Source organism: Proteus vulgaris, assembly GCF_023100685.1.
Taxonomy (GTDB): Bacteria; Pseudomonadota; Gammaproteobacteria; order Enterobacterales; family Enterobacteriaceae; genus Proteus.
Genome location: NZ_CP090064.1, coordinates 449,549 through 464,243, shown reverse-complemented (window position 1 = coordinate 464,243; position 14,695 = coordinate 449,549). Strand labels below are relative to the sequence as shown.

Below are 14,695 nucleotides of genomic sequence, written 5' to 3'. Positions count from 1 at the left end.
CTCTCCCAATGCGCGCGAGCGCTCTCACATTGCGTATAATTCGTCATTATTGTTTATTGTGTTTACGTCCATAGACCAACCAAGTGATCAAGACGCAGGCGATATAAAATAGAACAAAGATTTTCATGGCTCCGGCAGGTGAGCCAGTCATTGCAAGCGATGTGCCAAAGGCTTTAGGAATAAAGAAGCCACCAATTGCACCAATTGCAGAGATAAAACCAAGCGCTGCTGCACTTTCTGTCACCGCTTCTTTTTGAGCAGCTTCATCGCAAGCGCCTTGTGCTTTCATGCGATCAACAGTGATTTTTCTAAACACCACTGCAATCATTTGGAATGTAGAACCACTCCCTAAACCCGCAGTTAAAAACAGCACCATAAAGACGCCATAGAATGCGATAAATGAGCCACCAGCACCGTTTTCAGGTAGTGTTAAGAAGAGTAAAGCAGAGAAAATTGCCATGATGATAAAGTTAATCAGCGTGACTCTAATACCCCCGAATTTATCAGACAAAGCGCCACCTACAGGACGAGCTAAAGCACCTAATAAAGGTCCAAAGAAGGCATAATGCAAAATAACGATATCTGGGAATTGGGTTTTAGATAACATCGCAAAACCCGCAGAGAAACCAATAAATGAACCAAAAGAACACAGGTATAAGATACTTAATAGCCAGAGGTGACCCCGTTTTAAAACAGGTAATTGCTGGCTTAAAGAGGCTTTATTAGCCGCCAGGTCGTTCATACCAAACCATGCCGCAAATGTCAGAATAAATAAGAAAGGAACCCAAATCCATGCAGCATTTTCTAACCATAGACGTGAACCATCTGGCTGAACAACACCCGGACCACTAAACATTGCAAATACGCCAACGCCAATCACTAATGGTGCAACCAACTGCATAACGCTGACACCCAGATTACCTAATCCACCATTTAATCCTAATGCCCCACCTTGACGTGCTTTAGGAAAGAAAAAGCTGATGTTTGCCATACTGGATGCAAAGTTTGCTCCAGCAAAACCACATAACAGTGAAATAGCAATAAAGGTTGCGTAAGACGTTGTTGTATCTTGCACCGCAAACCCCAGCCAGAGACAAGGAATAATCAAAAATACGGTACTGATTGCAGTCCAGCGACGACCGCCAAAAATAGGAATAACAAAAGAATAAGGAACGCGTAATATAGCACCTGAGACTGAAGGCAGTGCAGTCAGCATAAACAACTGATCTGTGGTAAAGTTAAAACCTACTTTGTTCAAATTTACTGCAACCGCACTAAAAAGCATCCATACACAGAACGATAAAAGTAAACAAGGAACAGAAATCCATAAATTGCGTGAAGCGATCTTTTGACCAGTCTTTTCCCAAAAAGCTTTATCTTCAGGATGCCAATCTTCGATCACCCCTTTTCTCATTTTTTCTGGGTGTTGAGTGAGTGCCATAACAACCTCGATTAACGGTTAGATTGGCACCTTTTTACGATTAGAATTGTTAATAAGTCATGATCTGTATCAAGCAAACATTTGTTTGATTTTTAAGCTAAAGTGGTTATTTACACCTAAGTATTAATAGGGTTATTCCTGATTTGTCATTACAAATTATAAGGTTAAATAGAAAACACAATAATTTAGAGGTGAAATTACCCTTACCAGCTATTTAGAGGTAATACTTTAGTAGTATATGACATTTGATACCTTTTTAAGGCAAGATAGCGACGGAATCAACTTGGAAAAAAATGATGAGCACGCATAAAATCCAATGGCACTATCGTTTTTCAATTATTAATCAAATAGCGATATTAATGTTACTTTTCACTCTATTGGGTGTGGTAGGAATGGCGATTTCTAACCATATTATTTTGAGTGTACAAGGTAATGCTCATGCGATTAATAAATCTGGATCGCTACGGATGCAAAGCTATCGCTTACTATCTGCTTTACCTCTAGATGAACAGCATCGTTATTACCTTCATGAATTAGAAACCGATTTAGACAGCAATGAGTTACTCCAAGTCCTGAGTAATGCATCATTACAATCACAATATGCCCAGTTAAATACATATTGGAAAGAAACCTTAAAACCAACCTTGCTTTATGCACAACAACGAGATGATGCAAAACAAGAAGTCGCCTTGTTTGTTTCTCAATTAGACAAACTAGTATTAAGCATAGATCAGTTAACAGAACAAAAAATAAGGCTGGTAGCTTACACTCAGCTTATATTTACCGCACTGACACTCTTACTGTTATTTGGCTCTGTCTGGCATTTCCGCCGCCGTTTATTGCATCCTTGGCAACAATTAATGCAAATGGCGAATTCAATTGGTCATGGTAATTTTTCAGCCCGCTTCCACCAACGTGCTCATCATGATGAAATTGCAACATTAGGAATTGCACTCAATACCATGTCAGAAGAGCTTTCAACGCTATATAGCGAATTAGAAAAAAGAGTGGTCGAAAAAACGCACGACTTACAACAGAAAAACAAAGTACTCTCTTACCTTTATCATTCAAGCCAGCAATTACACTCCCCTGCCCCTCTTTGCGCTCGATTAAGACAGATACTATTTGAACTTCAACAAATTATTCCTGATACCTATTTGCAGATACGTTTATATGAGGATAATCATCACACACTGTTTAATGAAATCAGTTTAGAACCGCACTCACGTCCTGAGCATTGCCCAGATCAACAATGTGAGCGCTGTGATGAAACGGTTTCAGCCACTATTCCATTACGCAGTGAACTATTGCATTGGGAATTAGCTGATCAGATCCATCGTTATGGGTTATTTGTTATGCAACTACCCGAACACACAGTCCTGACTGACGAACAGAATAATTTAATGTTATTACTGACAAAACAAATCTCTGCCATGCTGGCAATGGAACAACAAAATGAGCAACAACAACAGCTTTTACTCATGGATGAACGCTCTGCTATTGCCCGTGAATTGCATGACTCTATCGCACAATCACTTTCATGTTTGAAAATGCAAGTCAGTTATTTGCAAATGCAGTCAGAAACCTTACCGGATAATTGCCAAAAATTACTCAAAGAGATGCGAGAAGAGCTTAACGTGGCTTATCGCCAGCTAAGAGAATTGTTAACTACATTTCGTTTAAAACTTACTGAGCCGGGATTATTAGCAGCATTAGAAAGTACATTGAATGAATTTAATCAGCGACTTGGGTTTGCTATTAATTTTGACTATCAATTGCCTGCAAAATGCGTGAATTCACATCAGAGTATTCATGTGGTTCAAATTGTACGTGAAGCATTGAATAATATATTACAGCATGCCAATGCCAACTGGGCTGAAGTCTCTTTATCTCTTAATAATGGCATTATTGAATTAAAAATTAACGATAATGGTGAAGGAATTAGTCCTAACCCTGAAAAATTAAATCACTATGGCCTTATTATTATGCGTGAACGCGCAAATAGCTTAAATGGCTCTTATACTATAAAAGTACGTGAACAGGGCGGTACTCAAGTGCTTGTTAAATTTCCATTAATCACTACTCATAAAGACCCTGTATAACATGGAGCAAGTCGTAATGAATAACATGGGATCACCCACAGAAAAAGCGACAATTTTACTCATTGATGATCACCCAATGCTACGCAATGGCGTAAAGCAACTCTTAAGTCTTGATACAACATTAACTGTCGTTGGGGAGGCGGGTGATGGTATTCAAGGCGTGAAACTCGCAGAAGAATTAGATCCAGATTTAATTTTGCTGGATCTGAATATGCCTGGAATGAATGGTTTTGAAACACTTGATCAGTTGAGATTAAAGTCATTATCAGGAAGGATCGTTGTGTTTAGTGTATCAAACTACAGCGATGATTTAGTGACGGCGTTAAAACGCGGTGCTGATGGCTATCTTTTAAAAGATATGGAGCCTGAAGAATTGCTTGCAGCACTTAAACAAGCGGCGGCCGGAAAAATGGTTGTCAGTCCTGCATTAACACCGATTTTAGCGGAATCATTACGTGAAGATCGTTCTGAAGGTGAGCGTGATATTGAACAGCTCACCCCGCGTGAACGTGATATTTTAAAACTAATAGCGCAAGGGCTATCCAATAAAATGATCGCACGTAAACTTGATATCACAGAAAGTACTGTCAAAGTACACGTTAAACATTTACTGAAAAAGATGAAGCTAAAATCTCGCGTAGAAGTTGCCGTTTGGGTTCATCAACAACGTGTCGATTAATCAAAATTAGGTACAATGGGCTGGTGGGTACTCATCAGCTCAACTAACTCTTTTGCCCCTTTTTGTAACGACTCCCCTTTTAACCACATGGCATGAATAGGCAATCGCAACTCATTTTTCGTATTTTTAAACTGAAGTTGTTTTAATTTACCTTTTTGCAATTGAGTATAAATCAACGAATATGGCAAATTACCCCATCCCATTCCCGCTTCAACCATACCTAATGCCATTTGAAAACTATCCGTTTGCCAATAATTTGTAGCCACTAATGAGCGCTCATCCCTCAACTCTTTGGTGTGACTTGCGATCATAATTTGGCGAACATTCACTAAATCCTCAATAAATACGCCAGAAGGGTGGGCTAATGCAATATGGCTTGCAGAGATCGTTGCCACCAATGACTCAGAGCCAAGATATTGAAACTGCTCATCACCATTCACATATAATCCCCCATAGACTAGGCATAATTGAATTTTATGCGAATGTAACATCTCAATAATGTCATCTTGTGCCGCGGTTATCACATTCACATTAAGTAATGGATAACGTTGCGTTAATTCAGATAACGCAGGTAATAAATAATCAGGATTAATATCAGCTGCAACACCAATATTTAAGACACTTTCGAGATCCATTGAAAGCTCTTGTGCATGCACTTGTAATAATTTTAATTGCTCTGCGATCATTCTGGCATGAGGCTCAAGTGCTTTGGCTTTTTCGGTTGGCTGAGGCTCTCGTGATGAGCGCTCAAAAAGTGCATAACCTAATTCAGCTTCCATATTGGCAATCGCCATACTAACTGCAGAAGGAACGCGTTTTAATGAACGTGCTGCCGCAGAAAAAGATCCCTTATCCATCACGGCTAAAAATATCGCAATATGTTCACTTGAAAACTGCATGTTCACTCCTGATGTTTCAGTTAAATTGATACTAGCTGACTTTTTCTGTCATTCTTGCTGATTTATCTTACGATGCTTAACAACACTAATCCACAGAAAAAAGAGAGTACAATGCAAGGTATCAAACGAAAAATTGTCTACGTGACAGCTTATGAGATCTTTGGGTGGGTTATTTCATCCGTTGGACTTGCTCTTTTGGCTGATAGCTCAACAGCAGTAACGGGCCCATTAGCACTTGTGATAACAACAATCGCGGTGAGTTGGAATTTTATTTATAACTGTATGTTTGAATTTTGGGAAAGTCGGCAGATTTCAAGAATTCGAACTTTTAGACGTCGTATTGTACATGCAATTGGATTTCAGCTAACACTGGTACTCTATTTAATCCCATTAATTGCCTGGTGGCTTAATGTTTCGTTATGGCAGGCATTAGTTATGGATTTTGCGCTGATCATCATTATCCCTTGTTATACTTTCGTTTATAACTGGGTATTTGACAAAGCATTCGGTTTACCAACATCTGCACTACCTGAAAATGCGCCAGTAGCCTAAACGACAAACGAATTAAGAAGAGTGATCTGCAATTAAGATCACTCTTTAACAGGATAGATATCTTCTAATGCAAATTGCTCAATACCCCCCTCTAATTCACAACGACCTAAACCAATATTTTTATCATCAGCCGTTGTTCTTTTGAGTAACTTACCTGTTACTTGAGAAAGTTGAGTATCTAACTCAACAACACGATAATATTCTTTCATATAGCTTTCTTCACCTAGCGCCATATAAACTAAAAATTCATCACCTATTTTAATGTTCATCTCGTTTCTACTTATTCTTAAAAGTTAATCTCATGATGATAGATTAGTTTAGTCTAACGAAAGGTAATAAGAGAAAAATTGACTCACTCGATCTTACATTAAGTTAATTTATTAACTTCCAACTCATCATAATGATGCTGATCAGAATAAAAGACAGTGTTAAGTATTGGAAAAAACGCTCTGATAAATACACTAAAAGATAGCGTGCTAGCGGAATAGAAAGTAATGATCCTAAACAGAGAATAAGTGCCGTGTGAACATCGGTATAACCACCAGCACTATAAGCGATAGCTGAGCCACCCGAAAGAATGGTGGTAATAAAAATAGAGGTACCAATCGCCTCCTTAATCCCCATTTGTGCAAAACGCATTAATACAGGCAATACCACTAATCCACCTCCAACTCCCGTCGCTCCAAGCACAAACCCTGCACTCATTCCTGGTACAAATAAGGAAGAAAAAGTAACAGATGAAGATGGTGGCAAAGAAATTAAAGGATCTGAACCTGTTGATCTTCTTATCATCCGTTGTAAAAACAAGATCAATGAAAATACGATGGCAACGATCATTAAAATATTAATACCAGATTCAACACGATCGTAATATTGAGGTTGCGATCCCAACCACGTCACCCCATAACTCGCTAAAAAAGTTGCAGGAAACATGATCATCAAAATTAATAATGCGGGTTTTAATGGAATATTACCTAAACGAAAATGGATATAAGAAGACGAGAGTTTCATTAGCATAGATAACAAATTAGCCGTTGCCACAGCCGCTAATGCATTCATTCCAAAAAGATAAATAAGAACAGGCAATAAAATAACGCCTCCGCCAACTCCGGTCGTTGTAATAACTAACCCTATTGCAGCGCCGATAAGCAGTTGTGAGACGAGTAACATCCTATTTCCTTTTGCTGATAATTTAGCGAGCCTAGATTATAGGCAAAATAACTTATAACCAAAAGGAATTAGATATAACAAATAGATATATAAATAAAGTTATTATAAAAAAGCCCTTTAATACGGAATTTACTCATATTCAAGGGCTAATATCAAAGGCAGTTATTATTCTTATTAATCAGTATATTAGTTATTTAACACTCTTAATTTATTTCAGCCAAAACGGTTTCTGCTGAAAAATAATCGCCTGTTTTAGCTTTTTGCTGTAATACCCCATCACGAGATGCGATCACCTGAACTTCCATTTTCATCGCTTCCATAATAGCAATAACATCACCTTCTTTGACTTTATCACCATCAGATAAGATCCAGCTATGTAATACGCCAGAGATTGGCGCTATCACCGCTTTTTCATTCTCTTCTTTCTCATGATTAGCACTAACAACTGTTGGTATTACCGCAGAAAGTGACAGTAATTGAGCAGGCAAAGCGAGTTCATGACGACGACCATCAATTTCAATAAAGGTACGAACTAGCTCTTCATTTTTTGCTGGTGTACTACGAGGGAAATGAATATTTTTTGCCTGAAAATCAGTTTCAATCCAACGAGTATGTACCTTAAAATCTTCAGTAAAATCGGTGTATTCCATCATTTCACAATGGAAAGGTAATACACTTGCCACGCCTTCTATTTTAAATTCCGATAATGCTCGACGAGCACGAGCAATAGCTTGTTCGCGAGTTGCACCCGTCACTATCAGTTTGGCCATCATTGAATCGAATTGGCGTGAAACCTGATTATTCTCAGCAACACCACTATCAACTCGCACACCGGGGCCTGAAGGCTGAGAAAAATGCGTAATTAAACCTGGTGTCGGTAAAAAACCTTTGGTGGGATCTTCCGCATTGATCCTAAATTCAAAAGAGTGGCCACGCGGGACAGGTGTTTTATCAATACTGAGTGGCAAACCTTCAGCAATACGTAACTGCTCGATAACTAAATCAATACCTGCGGTTTCTTCCGTCACTGGATGTTCTACTTGTAGACGAGTATTTACTTCCAGAAATGAGATAGTGCCATTTGCACTTAATAAAAATTCAACTGTACCAGCCCCGATATAGCCCGCTTTAGCACAAATATCTTTAGCTGACTGGTGAATACGTTCACGTTGTTCGTCTGTCAAATAAGGTGCAGGTGCTTCTTCAATCAGCTTTTGATTACGTCGCTGTAGCGAACAATCTCGTGTTCCGACAACAACAACATTGCCCAGTTTGTCTGCGATAATTTGTGCTTCAATATGGCGAGGTTTATCTAGAAATTGCTCAACATAACATTCGCCACGTCCAAATGCGGTGACAGCTTCTCGTACTGCGGAATGATAAAGCTCTTCAATTTCTTCCATTTTATGGGCAATTTTTAAGCCTCGCCCACCACCACCAAAAGCAGCTTTAATCGCAACAGGTAAACCATATTGCTTGGCAAAATCTAATACTTCTTTAGCATTATTAACAGGATCAGCAGTACCATTAACTAAAGGAGCACCAACTGACTGTGCAATTTTACGCGCTTTCACTTTATCGCCAAGTACCTCAATCGTTTCAGGATTTGGCCCTACCCAAATAAATCCGGCTTCTTGTACCGCTTTTGCAAAATCTGCACGCTCTGAAAGAAAACCATAGCCTGGATGGATCATCGTTGCTTTAGCTTTACTAGCAATATCAATAATTTTGTTGATATCTAAATAGCTTTCTTTCGGTAAATTACCATTGAGTCCATAAGCTTCATCAGCAAGACGAACATGCAGTGCATCAATATCATCATTCGCATAAATAGCAATTGAAGTAGCACCATAATCCTGACAAGCACGAATGATACGAACCGCAATTTCGCCTCGGTTTGCAATAAGTACTCGATGCTTCACTCGTTGTTTTTGGTTAATTGTTGTCATGAGTGGCATTCTCCTATCAATATTCTTGGAATTCGGTAATTGGATTAAAACGAATTTTAGCGTTAACAGGGATCTGCCCTGCGAGTGGTAAGTGATATTCAGCGACAGCACCAATAACAGGATAGCCTCCTGTTAATGGGTGATCGTTAAGAAACAAAACAGGCTGCCCATTAATTGGTACTTGTATTGCACCAATACAGGTGCCTTCACTTGATAATTCTTGTTGTTGCTCACGTGCAAGGGGCGTTTCGCCTAGTAAACGTAAACCAATACGATTAGATTGTGGTGTGACTTGCCACAATTGAGAGGTTAGCGTCTTTATTGCATCCACAGTAAACCAGTCAGTACGAGGACCTAAAACAATATCAAGAGTGACGATATCTCCTTGTTTTGGCAGTGTTAATATTGGTTGTTCCTCAACAATAACACGGTTTGATATGCTTTCGTTATTAAGGTGAAGTACATCTCCTTCTTGCAATGCACTAGGCCCAATTTGGGCTAAAGTATCAAAAGCATGACTACCTAAAACTTTAGGTAATTCAAACCCACCTCTCACAGCAAGATAGCTACGCACCCCTGTTGTTGGTATCCCTAAAATAATTTCATCACCACAACGAACATCTATTGGTTGATAGCTTGATAGATATTCACTCACTCCTGACTCAGGTTTTAATAAAATAGAACAATCCGCCCCAGTTAAGGCAATAACACAATCTTGTCGCGCTTTAAGTGTTAATCCACCTTGAGTTATCTCAAGTGCTACGAAAGTTGTCGGATTCCCCACCAAACGATTAGCCGCATGTAAAGCGGGTTTATCTAGTGCACCAGAAGCGGAAACCCCCATTGATGCAGCACCAATTCGTCCTTCATCTTGAAATAATGTCTGTAATCCTGCCGAAATGACATATAAGCCTTTATCATTTAATGAGATAGGAGAAGCTACTGCCGATTTTTTTTCAGGTAATGAAACTGTTATTGGTACTTTTTGTGCATCAATAAAATGCACTTCATTTCCCGGCAATAAAAAGGCAGGTTGTTTGCGTGATAGATCCCACATTTTTATTTCCGTAGTTCCGATTAACTGCCAACCGCCAGGACTTTGTTGTGGATATACACCACTAAATTCACCGGCTAATCCGACAGAGCCAGCAGGGATCCGTGTACGAGGAGTTTTACGACGAGGTACATAGAGCTGGGTTTCATCAGCGATCAGATAAGCAAACCCTGGAGCGAAACCGGTAAATGCAACTTGATAGGTTTGTTCAGTATGTCTGCGGATCACATCATTTATGGTTATGCCTAATAATTCAGCCACTTCACTAATATCTTCCCCTTGGTAATGAACAGGGATCGTTAATGACTGTGTTTGACGTGCCGATAGTGCTTTGATTTCTAATTGTCGGAGCTGAACAACAAGTTCTTCAGCCGTGATTAGCCATGGCGTATAGTGAATTAAGAGCGTTTTCGCTGCAGGTACAATATCTTCAATAGCAGCAATATCTGCTTGTTTAACAGATTCATACAATGCGAGCGTCTCTTTTAAAGAAGAAAGCTCGACAAGTAAATGAGATAAGTTAACGGGTAAAAAGCGCAAAGTATCTTCCTCCCTTATACGTGATAAGCTGCATCGGGCACATCGGTAATAAACATATGCCCTGGAGCATGGCTAAGTGCAAAAGGAACACCTGAGCGCATCACCGCCGCTTGTGGGGTCACACCACAAGCCCAAAACACGGGGATCTCGCCGTCTTCAATTCTCACTGGTGAACCAAAATCTGGCGACATAATATCTTTAATACCCAGAGCTTCAGGTGAACCAATATGCACGGGAGCACCATGTACCGAAGGAAAGCGACCACTGATCATTACAGCATCAGCAATTCTATCAGAAGGAATAGGACGCATTGAGACAACTAACTCGCCTTCTAATCGCCCTGCTGGACGACATAAGCGATTGGTTTTATACATCGGAACATTGCAGTTATCCGTGATGTGTCGGATTTCAATACCCGCTTCTAACATCGGCGTTTCAAAAGTGAAACTACAACCAATAAGAAATGTCACGAGATCAGAGTGTTGTGCCCATATGGCTCTAGCATCTGTAATTTCATCCGTTAATTTGCCATTTTCCCAAACACGATAAAGAGGAATGTCGGTACGCAGATCGGCGTCTTTCGCTAAAACAGTACGATAACTACCTGATTCGCAAACATCTAAGATAGGACAACTTTTAGGATTACGTTGTGCATAAAGTAAGAAGTCGAATGCCCAATCACGAGGCAAACTAATCATATTTGCTTGTGTCATTCCTTTTGCCATACCTGCTGTTGGCATAGCTAAACCATGACGAATTGCTAATCGAGCCTCTTGTGCTTTGGCGATTGCATCAGCAGCTGCTTTCATTAAATTTGTCATATTTACCCCTCACTTTTCAGTAAAGCAGACGCAAATGGTTTAATTACAACACCATGATCTATTAAAGTTTTTTTTACACTTTTGGCTAAATTGACTGCATCAGGACTATCACCATGAACACAAATAGAATCTGCATCTATAGCAGTAAAAATACCTTCTATAGACTCAATACCACCTTCTTGTACAAGTTGTAACATACGTTGTGCAACACGTTCCGGATCATATAAAACTGCGCCCTCTTTTTTACGAGAAACCAGAGTGCCATCAGCGTGATAAGCTCTGTCTGCAAAGGCTTCGGCTATTACACGAAGCCCTTTTTCTTTAGCAAAAGTAATCAAGGGTGATCCTGCTAAAGCAACTAATACCAATTGAGGATCTACAGCAAGTATCGCCTCAATAACCGCAAGCGCTTGGCGTTTATCATGTGCAATTGTGTTATAGAGTGCACCATGAGGCTTAACATAAGTCACGCTCAAACCTACTGCTTTAGCTAACCCTTGCAAAGCACCAATTTGATAAATCACATCAGCGGTTAATTCATCACTGGCAATGTCCATATTACGACGACCAAAACCCACTAAATCAGGATAAGCAACATGAGCTCCAATCGAGACATTATGCAGTTTTGCCGCTTTTAATGTTCTTAAAATTCCATCAGGGGAGCCAGCATGAAAACCACAGGCAATATTGGCACTACTGACTATTTCAAGTACCGCATCATCATTGCCCATTGTCCATTGACCGAAGCTTTCACCTAAATCACTGTTTAAATCGATGGTATTTATCATTGTTATTATTCCTTTAAGCAATATTGAGGTAGTTGAAAATCGCACCTACTGACATGATGCCCATATACCAAGTCAGTACACAGACTAAAATGCCTGACCATAACAGCCATGCTGGGTATTTATAGCCATTCATTAAGTCTTGACGACGCCATGCAACAAAAATAAACAGTGTCATACCAATAGGTAAAATTAGACCATTAAAACCACCGGCAAAGACTAATAAAGCAGCGGGCGCTGTTCCCATCATCATATAAATAGCTAATGAAACAGCAATAAAGATAATGGTTGCGATATTACGCTGGCGCTCAGTGATCCCTTTTTTAAACACAGTGATAAATGACATAGAGGTATAAGCAGCACCAATAACACTAGTAAGAGCGGCTGCCCATAAGATAAGACCAAAGATACGTAACCCAGTTAAACCCGCAGCATGTTGAAATGCTTGTGAAGCAGGGTTTGCAGCATGGCTAGAAATATCTAATGTTACACCACTAGCTACAACACCTAAAATGGCAAGGAATAAAATGTAGCGCATCAATCCAACAACTAAGATACCTTTTGTTGCAGCGCTCGATACGGCTTCAATATTCTCAATACCCGTCGTTCCCTTATCAAGAAGGCGATGAGCACCTGCATAACAGATATAACCCCCTACTGTTCCACCCACAATTGTGGTAATTGTGGCAAAATTAATAGAGTCAGGTAAAACCGTTTGTCTTAATGCTTCACCAATCGGTGGATTAGAAGCAAACATGACAAAAACAGTGAGTAAGATCATGACCATACCAAGAATAATAATCATACGATCAATAAAGTTACTGGCTTTGCGTGAAGAGAAAATATAGATCGCAAGTAATGCACTTAAGATCCCACCCCATTTAGGATCTAGCCCAACCATCGCATTAAGCCCTAATCCTGCACCTGCAATATTACCAACGTTAAAAACTAAACCACCGAAGATAACTAATATCGCCAGCAAATAGCCACTTCCCGGGATAGCTTTGTTGGCAATATCCGAAGCGCGCATATTGGTTACCGTGATCACTCGCCAAATACTTTGTTGCACAATAAAATCAATCACAATCGACGCTAAGATCCCAAACGCAAATGCGGCACCCATTGTCGCCGTAAAGGTTGCAGTTTGTGTAATAAAACCAGGACCAATTGCTGAGGTTGCCATTAAAAAAATAGCGGCAATCAAAGAAGAACGTCTACTTTTTATAAACGAAGTTGGAGCTGTATTTGCAGAATCTTGTGTAGCCATAAGCTACCCCCTTTATCATCATTATTTTAATTATTATTACTAAGGCAATTTGCATGCCATTGTTGAGCATGAATATCTGATTGTTAATCAGCTGATATTAGATTGTTGAACAATTAATAATAATAGATGAATAAATAAGCAAATAGATTTAAATATAGGATGATAAAAGTGCAAAGAAGATCGCATTTTTAACATTTTATTGACAATTGTAGGTAATTTATTCGTATCAAAAATGCACGGGAATGAAGCATAAAAAGATAAGATGCACAAAAATAGTGCATATAAATGAAGAAAAATAAATTTGAGTATTAAAAATTAATAAAGAAAAAATCAATTTTTTTAATAAAAACAAACTGAAAGCAATATTGTAGAGAGTGATAAGTGCAACATACAGCGACAATAGAGGTTATATATTGTAAAGCTCACTGATAGAATAGATGTTTCTATTAAGCTAATAGCAGAAGATAATGCAGAAAAAAACATCGCCACAAATTCTTTCTCAAAAAGTTGCCAATATTATTCGGCAAAAAATCACTATCGGAGAATTACCTCCTGGTGAAAGACTTTCAGAAACCGCATTAAGTGAAACGCTAGAGATATCTCGTAATACCTTGAGAGAGGTTTTTCGTGTATTAACTCAAGAAGGGCTGTTAACTTATAAACCTAATCGTGGTGTTTTTGTTTCAGTGCCAGATATGGCAAGTATCATGGATATTTATCGTGTAAGACGATTAATTGAATGTGATGCTCTGCGACATTCTTATCCTATGCACCCTGCCATTATTAGAATGCAAGATAGTGTCGATCAAGCAAAAAAGTTTCAAGAACAACAAGATTGGAGTGGTGTCGGAACCTGTAACATGCATTTTCATACCGCTATCGCTGAGCTTTCTGATAGTCCCAGATTATTTAAGCAATACCAGCTTATTTTAGCTGAATTACGCTTAGCATTCGGCTTATTAAATGATCCTCAATTGCTACATGCACCTTATATTGAGAAAAATGAACAGATTTTAATGCTGTTAATGGATGGCAAAGCGCAAGAAGCGGCGATGGCAATGGAAGACTATTTGGAAATTTCAGAAAGGACTGTGCTAGCTGCTTTTTCTCGTCATAATTTTTGTTAATTATTCAATTAATAATAAAATGCCCTATATTGGGGCATCTAAATAACGATAGCGTGATTTTTCATTATTATTCGATTTAAAAACTCTAAACGCAAAAAAGCCAACCCATTGGGTTGGCTTTCTCGTCTTATTTAATGCCTGGCAGTTCCCTACTCTCACATGGGGAGACCCCACACTACCATCGGCGCTACAACGTTTCACTTCTGAGTTCGGCATGGGATCAGGTGGGACCGCTGCGCTATGGCCGCCAAGCAAATTCTGTTTAATCACCCGTTACTCCGATTTCTCGTCATAACCAGCAATTTCAAT

At 39.2% G+C, this 14,695-nt stretch carries 13 protein-coding genes and 1 rRNA gene; 4 read left to right on the top strand and 10 right to left on the bottom strand.

Going from position 1 to position 14,695, the window contains the following annotated elements; genetic code table 11:
* Positions 1-46: 46 nt before the first annotated feature.
* Complete coding sequence (locus LW139_RS02315; RefSeq protein ID WP_166539716.1) at positions 47-1,441, bottom strand: NarK family nitrate/nitrite MFS transporter; 1,395 nt, start codon at positions 1,439-1,441, stop codon at positions 47-49.
* A gap of 296 nt (positions 1,442-1,737) precedes the next feature.
* On the opposite strand from LW139_RS02315, the gene narX reads away from it, so the two are divergent.
* Positions 1,738-3,543: a nitrate/nitrite two-component system sensor histidine kinase NarX gene (narX, locus tag LW139_RS02310; protein ID WP_109409192.1), complete on the top strand. Its 1,806-nt coding sequence runs from the start codon at positions 1,738-1,740 to the stop codon at positions 3,541-3,543.
* Between the two features lie 25 nt (positions 3,544-3,568).
* The gene (gene narL / locus LW139_RS02305) at positions 3,569-4,222 is read left to right on the top strand and encodes a two-component system response regulator NarL (protein WP_082239485.1); all 654 of its coding nucleotides are present in this window, start codon (positions 3,569-3,571) and stop codon (positions 4,220-4,222) included.
* Here narL and LW139_RS02300 read toward each other — a convergent pair.
* Positions 4,219-5,121 carry a LysR family transcriptional regulator gene (locus tag LW139_RS02300; RefSeq protein ID WP_247850574.1) on the bottom strand — a complete coding sequence of 301 codons (903 nt, stop codon included), beginning with the start codon at positions 5,119-5,121 and terminating at the stop codon, positions 4,219-4,221. The genes narL and LW139_RS02300 overlap by 4 nt on opposite strands.
* A 111-nt stretch (positions 5,122-5,232) precedes the next feature.
* On the opposite strand from LW139_RS02300, the gene LW139_RS02295 reads away from it, so the two are divergent.
* A complete protein-coding gene (locus LW139_RS02295) occupies positions 5,233-5,673 on the top strand; it encodes a PACE efflux transporter (protein ID WP_247850573.1) in 441 nt (146 codons plus the stop codon).
* Positions 5,674-5,711: 38 nt separating this feature from the next.
* Here the strand turns inward: LW139_RS02295 and LW139_RS02290 are convergent, their stop codons facing one another.
* The 7 genes from LW139_RS02290 to LW139_RS02260 all read right to left on the bottom strand — a co-directional run bounded on the left by LW139_RS02290 (position 5,712) and on the right by LW139_RS02260 (position 13,259).
* Positions 5,712-5,942 (bottom strand): hypothetical protein, encoded by a 231-nt coding sequence (locus LW139_RS02290; protein ID WP_072063842.1) that lies wholly within the window; start codon positions 5,940-5,942, stop codon positions 5,712-5,714.
* Positions 5,943-6,045: 103 nt separating this feature from the next.
* Positions 6,046-6,843 (bottom strand): sulfite exporter TauE/SafE family protein, encoded by a 798-nt coding sequence (locus LW139_RS02285; RefSeq protein WP_247850572.1) that lies wholly within the window; start codon positions 6,841-6,843, stop codon positions 6,046-6,048.
* 203 nt (positions 6,844-7,046) lie between these two features.
* The gene (locus tag LW139_RS02280) at positions 7,047-8,792 is read right to left on the bottom strand and encodes an acetyl/propionyl/methylcrotonyl-CoA carboxylase subunit alpha (RefSeq protein ID WP_247850571.1); all 1,746 of its coding nucleotides are present in this window, start codon (positions 8,790-8,792) and stop codon (positions 7,047-7,049) included.
* Positions 8,793-8,808: 16 nt separating this feature from the next.
* Positions 8,809-10,386, bottom strand: a complete 1,578-nt coding sequence (locus LW139_RS02275) for a 5-oxoprolinase/urea amidolyase family protein (protein WP_247850570.1) — start codon at positions 10,384-10,386, stop codon at positions 8,809-8,811.
* A gap of 14 nt (positions 10,387-10,400) precedes the next feature.
* Positions 10,401-11,207 (bottom strand): putative hydro-lyase, encoded by an 807-nt coding sequence (locus tag LW139_RS02270; protein WP_247850569.1) that lies wholly within the window; start codon positions 11,205-11,207, stop codon positions 10,401-10,403.
* A gap of 2 nt (positions 11,208-11,209) precedes the next feature.
* Positions 11,210-11,995: a LamB/YcsF family protein gene (locus LW139_RS02265; protein WP_247850568.1), complete on the bottom strand. Its 786-nt coding sequence runs from the start codon at positions 11,993-11,995 to the stop codon at positions 11,210-11,212.
* A 13-nt stretch (positions 11,996-12,008) separates the two neighbouring features.
* Entirely contained in the window at positions 12,009-13,259 is a 1,251-nt protein-coding gene (locus LW139_RS02260; RefSeq protein WP_166539709.1) for an NRAMP family divalent metal transporter, read from the bottom strand.
* Between the two features lie 467 nt (positions 13,260-13,726).
* Between LW139_RS02260 and LW139_RS02255 the strand changes: the two genes are divergently transcribed.
* Positions 13,727-14,386, top strand: a complete 660-nt coding sequence (locus LW139_RS02255) for a GntR family transcriptional regulator (protein ID WP_166539708.1) — start codon at positions 13,727-13,729, stop codon at positions 14,384-14,386.
* Positions 14,387-14,522: 136 nt separating this feature from the next.
* On the opposite strand, the gene rrf is transcribed toward LW139_RS02255, so the two are convergent.
* Positions 14,523-14,638, bottom strand: a 5S ribosomal RNA gene (rrf, locus tag LW139_RS02250).
* Positions 14,639-14,695: the final 57 nt, after the last annotated feature.